13 protein-coding genes and 2 pseudogenes are annotated in these 13,995 nt (G+C 22.9%); 14 read left to right on the top strand and 1 reads right to left on the bottom strand.

Going from position 1 to position 13,995, the window contains the following annotated elements:
- The first annotated feature begins 10 nt into the window (after positions 1-10).
- From dnaG (AAHM79_RS07590) to AAHM79_RS07565, 7 genes and pseudogenes are all read left to right on the top strand, one after another.
- The gene (dnaG, locus tag AAHM79_RS07590) at positions 11-1,786 is read left to right on the top strand and encodes a DNA primase (protein ID WP_342257531.1); all 1,776 of its coding nucleotides are present in this window, start codon (positions 11-13) and stop codon (positions 1,784-1,786) included.
- Between the two features lie 32 nt (positions 1,787-1,818).
- The gene (locus tag AAHM79_RS07585; protein ID WP_342257530.1) at positions 1,819-3,171 is read left to right on the top strand and encodes a sigma-70 family RNA polymerase sigma factor; all 1,353 of its coding nucleotides are present in this window, start codon (positions 1,819-1,821) and stop codon (positions 3,169-3,171) included.
- An 8-nt stretch (positions 3,172-3,179) separates the two neighbouring features.
- Positions 3,180-3,434: a Nif3-like dinuclear metal center hexameric protein gene (locus AAHM79_RS07580; RefSeq protein ID WP_342257529.1), complete on the top strand. Its 255-nt coding sequence runs from the start codon at positions 3,180-3,182 to the stop codon at positions 3,432-3,434.
- A gap of 86 nt (positions 3,435-3,520) precedes the next feature.
- On the top strand, positions 3,521-4,471 hold the full coding sequence (locus AAHM79_RS07575) for an IS30 family transposase (protein WP_342257528.1): 951 nt from the start codon (positions 3,521-3,523) through the stop codon (positions 4,469-4,471).
- Between the two features lie 35 nt (positions 4,472-4,506).
- A pseudogene (locus AAHM79_RS09680) lies at positions 4,507-4,683 on the top strand (JAB domain-containing protein); the annotation flags it as partial.
- Positions 4,684-4,836: 153 nt separating this feature from the next.
- The gene (locus tag AAHM79_RS07570) at positions 4,837-5,436 is read left to right on the top strand and encodes a LemA family protein (RefSeq protein ID WP_342257534.1); all 600 of its coding nucleotides are present in this window, start codon (positions 4,837-4,839) and stop codon (positions 5,434-5,436) included.
- Between the two features lie 260 nt (positions 5,437-5,696).
- On the top strand, positions 5,697-5,843 hold the full coding sequence (locus AAHM79_RS07565) for a hypothetical protein (protein ID WP_342257526.1): 147 nt from the start codon (positions 5,697-5,699) through the stop codon (positions 5,841-5,843).
- Between the two features lie 19 nt (positions 5,844-5,862).
- Here AAHM79_RS07565 and AAHM79_RS07560 read toward each other — a convergent pair whose 3' ends face one another.
- Positions 5,863-6,813: an IS30 family transposase gene (locus AAHM79_RS07560; RefSeq protein WP_342257533.1), complete on the bottom strand. Its 951-nt coding sequence runs from the start codon at positions 6,811-6,813 to the stop codon at positions 5,863-5,865.
- 242 nt (positions 6,814-7,055) lie between these two features.
- Here AAHM79_RS07560 and AAHM79_RS07555 point away from each other — a divergent pair, with 242 nt between their 5' ends.
- From AAHM79_RS07555 to AAHM79_RS07530, 7 genes and pseudogenes are all read left to right on the top strand, one after another.
- Positions 7,056-8,471 carry a glycine--tRNA ligase gene (locus AAHM79_RS07555; protein WP_342257532.1) on the top strand — a complete coding sequence of 472 codons (1,416 nt, stop codon included), beginning with the start codon at positions 7,056-7,058 and terminating at the stop codon, positions 8,469-8,471.
- Between the two features lie 16 nt (positions 8,472-8,487).
- Positions 8,488-10,263, top strand: coding sequence for a DNA primase (gene dnaG / locus AAHM79_RS07550; RefSeq protein ID WP_342257531.1), 1,776 nt, complete (start codon positions 8,488-8,490; stop codon positions 10,261-10,263).
- Positions 10,264-10,295: 32 nt separating this feature from the next.
- Positions 10,296-11,648 (top strand): sigma-70 family RNA polymerase sigma factor, encoded by a 1,353-nt coding sequence (locus AAHM79_RS07545; protein ID WP_342257530.1) that lies wholly within the window; start codon positions 10,296-10,298, stop codon positions 11,646-11,648.
- Positions 11,649-11,656: 8 nt separating this feature from the next.
- A complete protein-coding gene (locus AAHM79_RS07540; RefSeq protein WP_342257529.1) occupies positions 11,657-11,911 on the top strand; it encodes a Nif3-like dinuclear metal center hexameric protein in 255 nt (84 codons plus the stop codon).
- An 86-nt stretch (positions 11,912-11,997) separates the two neighbouring features.
- Complete coding sequence (locus AAHM79_RS07535; RefSeq protein WP_342257528.1) at positions 11,998-12,948, top strand: IS30 family transposase; 951 nt, start codon at positions 11,998-12,000, stop codon at positions 12,946-12,948.
- A 35-nt stretch (positions 12,949-12,983) separates the two neighbouring features.
- A pseudogene (locus tag AAHM79_RS09675) lies at positions 12,984-13,160 on the top strand (JAB domain-containing protein); the annotation flags it as partial.
- A 153-nt stretch (positions 13,161-13,313) separates the two neighbouring features.
- Entirely contained in the window at positions 13,314-13,913 is a 600-nt protein-coding gene (locus AAHM79_RS07530) for a LemA family protein (RefSeq protein ID WP_342257527.1), read from the top strand.
- Positions 13,914-13,995 lie beyond the last annotated feature (82 nt).

The following is a 13,995-nucleotide window of genomic DNA, read 5'->3' as shown; positions in this document are numbered from 1 at the left end:
GTGAAAAAATATGGATATCGAGTTTAATAAAAAAATTAATGAAGTTAAAGCAAAAATTAATATTGTTGAAGTTATGGGTAAATATTTAAATTTGATCCGTAAAGGCAATAATTTTTGAGCTATCTGTCCTTTTCACGAAGACTCTACTCCTTCATTATCAATTTCACAAGAAAAACAAATTTATAAATGTTTTTCTTGTGGTGAACAAGGAAACGTTTTTATTTTTTTACAAAAATATAAAAATATTAATTTTATTAATGCTCTTAAAGAAGCAGCAGATAATGTTAATTTAAATTTAAAAGAGTTTGATATTAATTTATCTGAATTTAATGTTGAAACTAAAAAAAATCCACTAAAAATTTTAAATAATATTACAATGAATTTTTTTAGTTATCAGTTACTAACTGATATTGGTCAAGAAGCAATGAAATATTTACAAAATCGTAATATTACTACTGAAAATATTAAATATTTTAATATTGGTTATGCACCTATTAATAATGAATTAATAGATTATCTTAATGCACAAGGTTATAAAGATAATATTGAATTTGTAAAATTAGGACTTATGAAAATTAATAATAAGGATCAACTTCTTCCTACCTTTTCAAATCGAATTATGTTTGCTATTAAAGATGAAGATGGAGATTGTGTTGGTTTTTCTGCAAGAAATTATAATAGAGAAGATAAAAGTTATAAATATATTAATAGTCCAGAAACAGATTTTTTTAAGAAAAGTAAAATTTTATATAACTTTAATAATGTTAAAAATTATATTAAAAAAAATGAAGTTATTTATTTGACTGAAGGTTTTATGGATGTTATTGCTCTAAATAATCAAAATATTAAAAATGTTGTTGCTTTAATGGGAACAAATTTAACAAAAGAACATATTTTACTCTTAAAAAAAATTACTATTAATATTATTATTTTTTTAGATGGTGATTTACCAGGAAAAATAGCATCTTTAAAAATAGCTAGTGTTTTATTATCAAATAATTTTAAAGTACAAATTATCAATAATGATACTAAATTTGATCCTGATGAATTAATAAATAAATTTCCTCAAAAATTTTATGAAATAATAAAAAAAACCATTCATCCTTTTGAATTTGCAATTAATTTATCATTAACTAAATATAACATTAAAAAAGATAGTTATGAACTTAATGAATTTTTAAAATCATTAGTTCCAATTTGAACAAAAATCAATGATGTTATTACTAAAAAGTTTTACTTAAATATGTTAGCAAAAATAACTAATTTATCCACTGAAGACTTAATACAAATTTTAAATATTGATAATAATTTAGTAACTACAACTTTTAGTATCAAAAATAAATCTAAAATAGAAGTAAAAAATATTTTTTTTGAAGCACAAGAACAACTTATTTTTTTAGTAATGTTATCAAAAAATGTTTATTTAATTTTAGAAAAAGAAAAATTTATTTTTCCAAATCAAGATTTTATGAATTTATACTTTTTAATTAGTCAAAAATATCAAAATAATCAAATAGAAGCAATTAATTTTGATTTAATTTTAGAAGAACTTAAAGGTAATTCACTTTTAAATATTTTAGAAAAACTTCTTGATAAGTATAAAAATAAAAAGTTTGATTTAAAACCTCAAATTATTAATGATTACTTAAAAATTATTAATAATCAACTAATTGATTATGAAATAAAAATAATCAATGGTAAATTGAAATCTGAAAAAAATATTGAAAAACAAATATTGTTATTAAAAGAAATATCAGTATTAAAAAATAAAATAAAGAAAAAATAAGTATGATGATAAATTAAGGATAAGGTGAAAATATGGCTGTTATACAACAAAAAACGAAATTGAAAAAACTTTTAACTTTAGAGGAAGTAGAAAGTAATTTAATTAAAAAATTAGAAAAGAGTCAAACAAAAGAATTAAAACAAGAAGATGTCATTAAAGAGTTTGCACATTTAAAATTAGATGATGATACGATTGAGGAAATTTTTGATCGGTTAGAAAAAGAAGGAGTAGTCTTTACTGATATTTTGATGGATGAAGTTGAAGATGATGCTAATTTTACCGATATTGATGATGAACAATTACCTGATGATTTAGATATTGATATTTTAGTTAGTGATTTGAGTTTTAAAAATACAATGGGGATCTCTAATGATACAAGAAGAAAAGATGGAATTAAGTCTTATTTTAATATTTTGGGAACGAGTAAAATATTGAGTCAAGGTGAGGAAATTAAATATGCTAAAATGTTAGAATCAAAAGATGTTGAGGAAAGAACATATGGTCGTGAGCAATTAATTAAATCAAATTTAAAATTAGTAGTTTCTGTTGCTAGAAAACATTTAAATCGTGGTTTAGATTTTGCTGATTTAATTGAAGAAGGTAATATTGGTCTTATTAAAGCAGTTGATAAATTTGATTATCGCCGTGGTTTTAAATTTTCAACTTATGCTACTTGATGAATTAGACAATCAATTACACGAAGTTTAGCTGATCAAGGTAAAATGGTTCGTGTACCTGTTCATATGGTTGAAAGAATTAATAAGTTAACAAGAATTGAAAGAAACTTAACACAAGAATTAGGTCGTGATCCTACTCATGAGGAAATTGCCAATAAAATGGGACAAAACATGACAGCCGATCGTGTTCGTGAAATTAAAAAACTTGCTATTGAACCAGTATCTTTAGAAAAACCAATTGGTGAAGAAGATGATACACATTTTGGTGATTTTATTAAAGATAAAAATATGCTATCTCCCGATGAATATGCTGAAAGACATTGATTAAGAGAACAATTGGATCGTGTTTTTGCTGAAGTATTAACAAAACGAGAAGAAAAAGTTATTAGAATGCGTTTTGGAATTTTACCAACAAAATTAAGAAGATTATTAGAACTTTGTGAAGATGAAAAAGAAATTACTGAATTAAAAACAGTAGTTAATAATTTACAGTTACACTATGATACTAGTTTAGATAAAACAGAATTGTTAAGTGATAAGGTTGTTCATCGTCATATTACTAAGTACGATTCTCCAAAAACTCTAGAAGAAGTTGGTAAAGAATTTATTGTTACAAGAGAAAGAATTAGACAAATAGAAGCAAAGGCAATTAGAAAATTAAAACATCCGTCTAAATCTAAACATATTAAAGAATTTTATAAAGGATAATAGTTAAAATGTTAACTATCAATAATATAATTAATGTTTTAGAAACATATTTTCCTTTAAAAGATGTTTGTGAATGAGATTTTTCAGGAATACAAATTAAATCAAAAACAAAGACCAATATTAATAAAATTTTAGTTTGTTTGGATGTTACTAATGAAGTTTTAACTGAGGCCATTAATAATAATATTGATTTAATAATTTCTCATCATCCATTAGTTTTTGCCAAAGATATTAATCAATCTAATGCTGAATTATACTTGTAAGTGCAAGTAAATAAAATTGCAAAAAATTCTCATATAAAAATTTCATAATGCTAAATTTAGTTTAGAAAAAAGTAAGGAGTTTTTATATGAGTTATAAACATCTTGGCATAGATGAAAGGATTTATATTGAGAATCAATTTAAATTTAAATTTAAAATTAGTGAAATAGCTAAAAATCTTAATCGAAGTATTAGTACTATTATTCTAGAAATTAATAGAAATAAAGATAATAATCATTATTTTTCATTAATTGCACAAAATAAAGCTGAAAATCGAAAACAATCACATATTAGTTTTCATAAGTTTAAAAATAAGAATTTAGTAAAATATGTACAACAAAAATTACTATTAGGTTGATCACCTGAACAAATTTATGGCAGAATTAAAAATTTTCATAAAGAGTGAGTTATTAGTTTTAAAACAATTTATACTTGAATTTATTTTGGAATGCTTGATAAAGTTACTAGTAAAAATTTAAGAAGAAAAGGTAAAAAACGAAAATCTAAAGAAAATCGTGGCAAGTTTAATGGTAAATCAATTAAAGAACGAGATATAAATGTTAATGATCGTATAACACTTGGTCATTGAGAAGGAGATACTATAGTATCATCACGAGGTAAAAGCAAATCATGTTTAATAACTTTAGTTGAAAGAGTATCAAGATTTACTTTAGCAATATTAGTTAAAAACAGAACTACTAAAGTTATTAATAAAAATGTCAGTTATTATTTATCAATTCTTCCTAAAAACATTGTTAAAACTATTACTTTTGATCGTGGCAAAGAATTTTCAAATTGACAACAACTTGAAAAAAATTTAGATGTAAAAATTTATTTTGCCAATCCATATTCACCTTGACAAAGAGGTACTAATGAAAATACTAATGGTTTAATTAGAGAAAAATTTCCTAAAAAATTTATTTTTTCAAAAACTAATAAAAATGAAGTTCATAAATTTATATTGTCTTTAAATCAAAGACCGAGAAAAATATTAAATTATCTTTCACCAATCGAATATTTGGATAGAAAAATAATTTAGTTGCACTTACCTTTACAATTTAGCATAAATCAAGTAAAGTAATTTGTATTCATAATCATCCTAGTGGTAATAGTGAACCCTCACTATCTGATTTATATATCACCGAAGAAATTAAAAAAAATTTTCAGGTTTTTAATATTACCTTAGTTGATCATATTATTATTGGCAAAGGTAATTATTTTAGTATAAATTTAAATAAAAAAATATTATAAGTTTAAATAAAAACTTAAAAAAATACATTACTTAAATTTAAAAATATAGTAAAATTATTATGGTTTAGTGTGTAAATAATATTTAACTTACCAAGAATGGACTAGTTATTAAACATAGTTTGTTATTAGATATTAATAAGAAAGGAGAAAATTATGTCAACAATTAAACCAAGCAATGAATCATTTACTGCCCAACCGTCACTATTTGGAAAAATTATGGTTTATTTATCTTTTGTTTTAATATTTCCAATAATTTTATTTATTGTTTCTCGTAATAATTTTCTAAGATTACAACAATCAATTGAAGAAACTGCTTCTGATATTGATGTGCAATTAAAGCGTCGTTTTGATTTATTAACAAAATTAGTAGATGCTACTAAAGGTTATATGAAATTTGAAAAAAGTACATTAACAGATGTTGTATCTTTACGAAGTGGAAAAATGGAAACAATGAGTGATCTTTCAAAAGCAGATAGTGGACTTAATGCAGCTTTTGGAAAATTTAATGCTTTATTAGAAAATTATCCTGATTTAAAAGCAAATACTACTGTTTTACAATTACAATCAGGTGCCAAAGATTGTGAAGATAATATTGCTGCTGCTAGAAGATTTTATAATGCTAATGTTAAGGTGTTCAATAGTAAAATTAAAACCTTTCCAAGTAATGTTGTAGCATCAACATTAAATTTAGTTTCAAAAGATTACTTTCTTACATCAGATAGCGATCGTCAAGATATTAAAATTGATTTATAAAATTAAATTTATTTTTGAAAATATATTTAAATTAGTTATTTACCCCTTTCTTTAGACAAATAAATTGTTTTGAATAAACATTTATGATTTGTTTAAAGAAAGGGTATTTTATTTAAAATTAAAATTTATATTAATTAGATTTAATTCTTTTGTTCTTTTATTATTTATTTCATTTTTTATTTCAGAAAAATTATATTTTGGTATAATCTAACTCATTAATTAAGTTCTTAATAAATACAAATGCTAATTCACTAGTTAAATTGAGTATTGATATTAATGCAACTAGTAAATTAGCATCATGAAAATCTGAACAATTAGCAATTACTTCGACAGCTTTATTAAAAGGTAATACTGGTGAGCAAAAAGCTAAGTCAAATGATGCTGCGAATTTTTTAGTTAATGGCTAAATTGTAAAGGTAAGTGCAACTAAATTATTTTTCTATCCAAATATTCGATTGGTGAAAGATAATTTAATATTTTTCTCGGTCTTTGATTTAAAGACAATATAAATTTATGAACTTCATTTTTATTAGTTTTTGAAAAAATAAATTTTTTAGGAAATTTTTCTCTAATTAAACCATTAGTATTTTCATTAGTACCTCTTTGTCAAGGTGAATATGGATTGGCAAAATAAATTTTTACATCTAAATTTTTTTCAAGTTGTTGTCAATTTGAAAATTCTTTGCCACGATCAAAAGTAATAGTTTTAACAATGTTTTTAGGAAGAATTGATAAATAATAACTGACATTTTTATTAATAACTTTAGTAGTTCTGTTTTTAACTAATATTGCTAAAGTAAATCGTGATACTCTTTCAACTAAAGTTATTAAACATGATTTGCTTTTACCTCGTGATGATACTATAGTATCTCCTTCCCAATGACCAAGTGTTATACGATCATTAACATTTATATCTCATTCTTTAATTGATTTACCATTAAACTTGCCACGATTTTCTTTAGATTTTCGTTTTTTACCTTTTCTTCTTAAATTTTTACTAGTAACTTTATCAAGCATTCCAAAATAAATTCAAGTATAAATTGTTTTAAAACTAATAACTCACTCTTTATGAAAATTTTTAATTCTGCCATAAATTTGTTCAGATGATCAACCTAATAGTAATTTTTGTTGTACATATTTTACTAAATTCTTATTTTTAAACTTATGAAAACTAATATGTGATTGTTTTCGATTTTCAGCTTTATTTTGTGCAATTAATGAAAAATCATGATTATTATCTTTATTTCTATTAATTTCTCGAATAATAGTACTAATACTTCGATTAAGATTTTTAGCTATTTCACTAATTTTAAATTTAAATTTCAATTGATTCTCAATATAAATCCTTTCATCTATGCCAAGATGTTTATAACTCATATAAAAACTCCTTACTTTTTTCTAAACTAAATTTAGCATTATGAAATTTTTATATGAGAATTTTTTGCAATTTTATTTACTTGCACTTACAAGTATAATTCAGCGTTTTTAATCATATATAAAACTTATAATAGGTTGACAAAACCTATCTATGAACATATTATTAACAAGATTATTCTTTTTAGAGATTTTATGTATTATTTAAGATATTTAAGAAAATTTTTATGATTAATGGAGGGGCAATGATTAATAAAATTATCAATGATAAGTCAATGAAGGAAATAATTACTCATTTAAAAGAAAATGGTTTTATTTTTCAAGGATCAGAAATTTATTCAGGCCTTGCTAATAGTTGAGATTATGGTCCGCTTGGTGTAGCACTTAAAAATAATATTAAGAAAAGTTGATGAGTTTTTTTTGTCGAAAAAAATCCATACAATGTTGGGTTAGATAGTTCAATTATTATGAAATCTAAAGTTTGAGAAGCTTCAGGGCATTTGAGTAATTTTAGTGATCCATTAATTGATTGTAAAAAATGTAAGTCTCGAGTTCGAGTTGATAATTTAATTAATCATTATTTTCCTAGTATTAATTGTGATAATTGAAGTAATGAAAAATTAGAAACATATATTAATCAAAATCATATTAAATGTATTAAATGCAATAATGAATATTGAACTAAAGTTAGACAATTTCAATTAATGTTTGAAACATATCAAGGTGTTTTAAAAGAAGATAAAAATAAAATTTATTTAAGACCTGAAACTGCACAAGGAATATTTATAAATTTTAATAATGTAAGAAATAGTTGTAATAAAAAAGTACCATTTGGTATTGGTCAAATTGGTAAAAGTTTTAGAAATGAGATAACTCCTGGTAATTTTATTTTTCGTACTAGAGAATTTGAACAAATGGAATTAGAATTTTTCTTTATTCCAAAGGATAAAAATGATAACACTTGATTTAATTATTGAGTTGATCAATGTAAAGAATTTCTCTCTCTAGTAGGTTTATTGAATTCAAAAAATATAAAATTTAAAAATCATGAACAAAATCAACTAGCACATTATGCATTAGCAACTACTGATATTGAATATAATTTTCCTTTTGGTATGAGTGAATTATGTGGTATAGCTAATCGTGGGAATTATGATTTAACAAAACATAGTGAGAATTCTGGTGTAAATTTTGAAATTCAAGATCCTAATGTTACAGTAAAAAGAATGGTTATTCCTTCAGTTATTGAACCTTCAATTGGTGTTGAAAGGCTTTTATTAGCTTTAGTTTGTGAAGCATTTACAAAAGAAGTTTTAAAAGACGATAAAGAACGGTTAGTGTTAAAATTAAATAAGATTATTTGCCCTTATCAAGTAGCTGTTATGTCTTTAAATAAAACAAAATTGGGTAAAGAGGCATATGACATTTTTGAAATGTTAAATAAAACACAATTAAGAGTAATTTATGAAGCATCATCAAGTGTTGGTAAATCTTATCGTTATCAAGATGGTATTGGTACTATGTATTGTGTAACAATTGATTATGACACAAAAACTAAAGGTACTGTTACAATTAGAGATCGTGATACTACAAATCAAGTGATAGTTAAAGTTGATCAACTTAAAGAATATTTATATGACAAATTAGACATTATTTGTTAGAATTGTGTGAAAAAATATGGATATCGAGTTTAATAAAAAAATTAATGAAGTTAAAGCAAAAATTAATATTGTTGAAGTTATGGGTAAATATTTAAATTTGATCCGTAAAGGCAATAATTTTTGAGCTATCTGTCCTTTTCACGAAGACTCTACTCCTTCATTATCAATTTCACAAGAAAAACAAATTTATAAATGTTTTTCTTGTGGTGAACAAGGAAACGTTTTTATTTTTTTACAAAAATATAAAAATATTAATTTTATTAATGCTCTTAAAGAAGCAGCAGATAATGTTAATTTAAATTTAAAAGAGTTTGATATTAATTTATCTGAATTTAATGTTGAAACTAAAAAAAATCCACTAAAAATTTTAAATAATATTACAATGAATTTTTTTAGTTATCAGTTACTAACTGATATTGGTCAAGAAGCAATGAAATATTTACAAAATCGTAATATTACTACTGAAAATATTAAATATTTTAATATTGGTTATGCACCTATTAATAATGAATTAATAGATTATCTTAATGCACAAGGTTATAAAGATAATATTGAATTTGTAAAATTAGGACTTATGAAAATTAATAATAAGGATCAACTTCTTCCTACCTTTTCAAATCGAATTATGTTTGCTATTAAAGATGAAGATGGAGATTGTGTTGGTTTTTCTGCAAGAAATTATAATAGAGAAGATAAAAGTTATAAATATATTAATAGTCCAGAAACAGATTTTTTTAAGAAAAGTAAAATTTTATATAACTTTAATAATGTTAAAAATTATATTAAAAAAAATGAAGTTATTTATTTGACTGAAGGTTTTATGGATGTTATTGCTCTAAATAATCAAAATATTAAAAATGTTGTTGCTTTAATGGGAACAAATTTAACAAAAGAACATATTTTACTCTTAAAAAAAATTACTATTAATATTATTATTTTTTTAGATGGTGATTTACCAGGAAAAATAGCATCTTTAAAAATAGCTAGTGTTTTATTATCAAATAATTTTAAAGTACAAATTATCAATAATGATACTAAATTTGATCCTGATGAATTAATAAATAAATTTCCTCAAAAATTTTATGAAATAATAAAAAAAACCATTCATCCTTTTGAATTTGCAATTAATTTATCATTAACTAAATATAACATTAAAAAAGATAGTTATGAACTTAATGAATTTTTAAAATCATTAGTTCCAATTTGAACAAAAATCAATGATGTTATTACTAAAAAGTTTTACTTAAATATGTTAGCAAAAATAACTAATTTATCCACTGAAGACTTAATACAAATTTTAAATATTGATAATAATTTAGTAACTACAACTTTTAGTATCAAAAATAAATCTAAAATAGAAGTAAAAAATATTTTTTTTGAAGCACAAGAACAACTTATTTTTTTAGTAATGTTATCAAAAAATGTTTATTTAATTTTAGAAAAAGAAAAATTTATTTTTCCAAATCAAGATTTTATGAATTTATACTTTTTAATTAGTCAAAAATATCAAAATAATCAAATAGAAGCAATTAATTTTGATTTAATTTTAGAAGAACTTAAAGGTAATTCACTTTTAAATATTTTAGAAAAACTTCTTGATAAGTATAAAAATAAAAAGTTTGATTTAAAACCTCAAATTATTAATGATTACTTAAAAATTATTAATAATCAACTAATTGATTATGAAATAAAAATAATCAATGGTAAATTGAAATCTGAAAAAAATATTGAAAAACAAATATTGTTATTAAAAGAAATATCAGTATTAAAAAATAAAATAAAGAAAAAATAAGTATGATGATAAATTAAGGATAAGGTGAAAATATGGCTGTTATACAACAAAAAACGAAATTGAAAAAACTTTTAACTTTAGAGGAAGTAGAAAGTAATTTAATTAAAAAATTAGAAAAGAGTCAAACAAAAGAATTAAAACAAGAAGATGTCATTAAAGAGTTTGCACATTTAAAATTAGATGATGATACGATTGAGGAAATTTTTGATCGGTTAGAAAAAGAAGGAGTAGTCTTTACTGATATTTTGATGGATGAAGTTGAAGATGATGCTAATTTTACCGATATTGATGATGAACAATTACCTGATGATTTAGATATTGATATTTTAGTTAGTGATTTGAGTTTTAAAAATACAATGGGGATCTCTAATGATACAAGAAGAAAAGATGGAATTAAGTCTTATTTTAATATTTTGGGAACGAGTAAAATATTGAGTCAAGGTGAGGAAATTAAATATGCTAAAATGTTAGAATCAAAAGATGTTGAGGAAAGAACATATGGTCGTGAGCAATTAATTAAATCAAATTTAAAATTAGTAGTTTCTGTTGCTAGAAAACATTTAAATCGTGGTTTAGATTTTGCTGATTTAATTGAAGAAGGTAATATTGGTCTTATTAAAGCAGTTGATAAATTTGATTATCGCCGTGGTTTTAAATTTTCAACTTATGCTACTTGATGAATTAGACAATCAATTACACGAAGTTTAGCTGATCAAGGTAAAATGGTTCGTGTACCTGTTCATATGGTTGAAAGAATTAATAAGTTAACAAGAATTGAAAGAAACTTAACACAAGAATTAGGTCGTGATCCTACTCATGAGGAAATTGCCAATAAAATGGGACAAAACATGACAGCCGATCGTGTTCGTGAAATTAAAAAACTTGCTATTGAACCAGTATCTTTAGAAAAACCAATTGGTGAAGAAGATGATACACATTTTGGTGATTTTATTAAAGATAAAAATATGCTATCTCCCGATGAATATGCTGAAAGACATTGATTAAGAGAACAATTGGATCGTGTTTTTGCTGAAGTATTAACAAAACGAGAAGAAAAAGTTATTAGAATGCGTTTTGGAATTTTACCAACAAAATTAAGAAGATTATTAGAACTTTGTGAAGATGAAAAAGAAATTACTGAATTAAAAACAGTAGTTAATAATTTACAGTTACACTATGATACTAGTTTAGATAAAACAGAATTGTTAAGTGATAAGGTTGTTCATCGTCATATTACTAAGTACGATTCTCCAAAAACTCTAGAAGAAGTTGGTAAAGAATTTATTGTTACAAGAGAAAGAATTAGACAAATAGAAGCAAAGGCAATTAGAAAATTAAAACATCCGTCTAAATCTAAACATATTAAAGAATTTTATAAAGGATAATAGTTAAAATGTTAACTATCAATAATATAATTAATGTTTTAGAAACATATTTTCCTTTAAAAGATGTTTGTGAATGAGATTTTTCAGGAATACAAATTAAATCAAAAACAAAGACCAATATTAATAAAATTTTAGTTTGTTTGGATGTTACTAATGAAGTTTTAACTGAGGCCATTAATAATAATATTGATTTAATAATTTCTCATCATCCATTAGTTTTTGCCAAAGATATTAATCAATCTAATGCTGAATTATACTTGTAAGTGCAAGTAAATAAAATTGCAAAAAATTCTCATATAAAAATTTCATAATGCTAAATTTAGTTTAGAAAAAAGTAAGGAGTTTTTATATGAGTTATAAACATCTTGGCATAGATGAAAGGATTTATATTGAGAATCAATTTAAATTTAAATTTAAAATTAGTGAAATAGCTAAAAATCTTAATCGAAGTATTAGTACTATTATTCTAGAAATTAATAGAAATAAAGATAATAATCATTATTTTTCATTAATTGCACAAAATAAAGCTGAAAATCGAAAACAATCACATATTAGTTTTCATAAGTTTAAAAATAAGAATTTAGTAAAATATGTACAACAAAAATTACTATTAGGTTGATCACCTGAACAAATTTATGGCAGAATTAAAAATTTTCATAAAGAGTGAGTTATTAGTTTTAAAACAATTTATACTTGAATTTATTTTGGAATGCTTGATAAAGTTACTAGTAAAAATTTAAGAAGAAAAGGTAAAAAACGAAAATCTAAAGAAAATCGTGGCAAGTTTAATGGTAAATCAATTAAAGAACGAGATATAAATGTTAATGATCGTATAACACTTGGTCATTGAGAAGGAGATACTATAGTATCATCACGAGGTAAAAGCAAATCATGTTTAATAACTTTAGTTGAAAGAGTATCACGATTTACTTTAGCAATATTAGTTAAAAACAGAACTACTAAAGTTATTAATAAAAATGTCAGTTATTATTTATCAATTCTTCCTAAAAACATTGTTAAAACTATTACTTTTGATCGTGGCAAAGAATTTTCAAATTGACAACAACTTGAAAAAAATTTAGATGTAAAAATTTATTTTGCCAATCCATATTCACCTTGACAAAGAGGTACTAATGAAAATACTAATGGTTTAATTAGAGAAAAATTTCCTAAAAAATTTATTTTTTCAAAAACTAATAAAAATGAAGTTCATAAATTTATATTGTCTTTAAATCAAAGACCGAGAAAAATATTAAATTATCTTTCACCAATCGAATATTTGGATAGAAAAATAATTTAGTTGCACTTACCTTTACAATTTAGCATAAATCAAGTAAAGTAATTTGTATTCATAATCATCCTAGTGGTAATAGTGAACCCTCACTATCTGATTTATATATCACCGAAGAAATTAAAAAAAATTTTCAGGTTTTTAATATTACCTTAGTTGATCATATTATTATTGGCAAAGGTAATTATTTTAGTATAAATTTAAATAAAAAAATATTATAAGTTTAAATAAAAACTTAAAAAAATACATTACTTAAATTTAAAAATATAGTAAAATTATTATGGTTTAGTGTGTAAATAATATTTAACTTACCAAGAATGGACTAGTTATTAAACATAGTTTGTTATTAGATATTAATAAGAAAGGAGAAAATTATGTCAACAATTAAACCAAGCAATGAATCATTTACTGCCCAACCGTCACTATTTGGAAAAATTATGGTTTATTTATCTTTTGTTTTAATATTTCCAATAATTTTATTTATTGTTTCTCGTAATAATTTTCTAAGATTACAACAATCAATTGAAGAAACTGCTTCTGATATTGATGTGCAATTAAAGCGTCGTTTTGATTTATTAACAAAATTAGTAGATGCTACTAAAGGTTATATGAAATTTGAAAAAAGTACATTAACAGATGTTGGATCTTTACGAAGTGGAAAAATGGAAACAATGAGTGATCTTTCAAAAGCAGATAGTGGACTTAATGCAGCTTTTGGAAAATTTAATGCTTTATTAGAAAATTATCCTGATTTAAAAGCAAATACTACTGTTTTACAATTACAATCAGGTGCCAAAGATTGTGAAGATAATATTGCTGCTGCTAGAAGATTTTATAATGCTAATGTTAAGGTGTTCAATAGTAAAATTAAAACCTTTCCAAGTAATGTTGTAGCATCAACATTAAATTTAGTTTCAAAAGATTACTTTCTTACATCAGATAGCGATCGTCAAGATATTAAAATTGATTTATAAAATTAAATTTATTTTTGAAAATATATTTAAATTAGTTATTTACCCCTTTCTTTAGACAAATAAATTGTTTTGAATAAACATT

This window comes from Spiroplasma endosymbiont of Nomada ruficornis (assembly GCF_964030795.1).
In the GTDB taxonomy this organism is placed as follows: Bacteria; Bacillota_I; Bacilli_A; order Mycoplasmatales; family VBWQ01; genus Spiroplasma_E; species Spiroplasma_E ixodetis_A.
The sequence above is the reverse complement of the archived record's forward strand: the minus strand, read 5'-3'. Positions and strand labels throughout refer to the sequence as shown.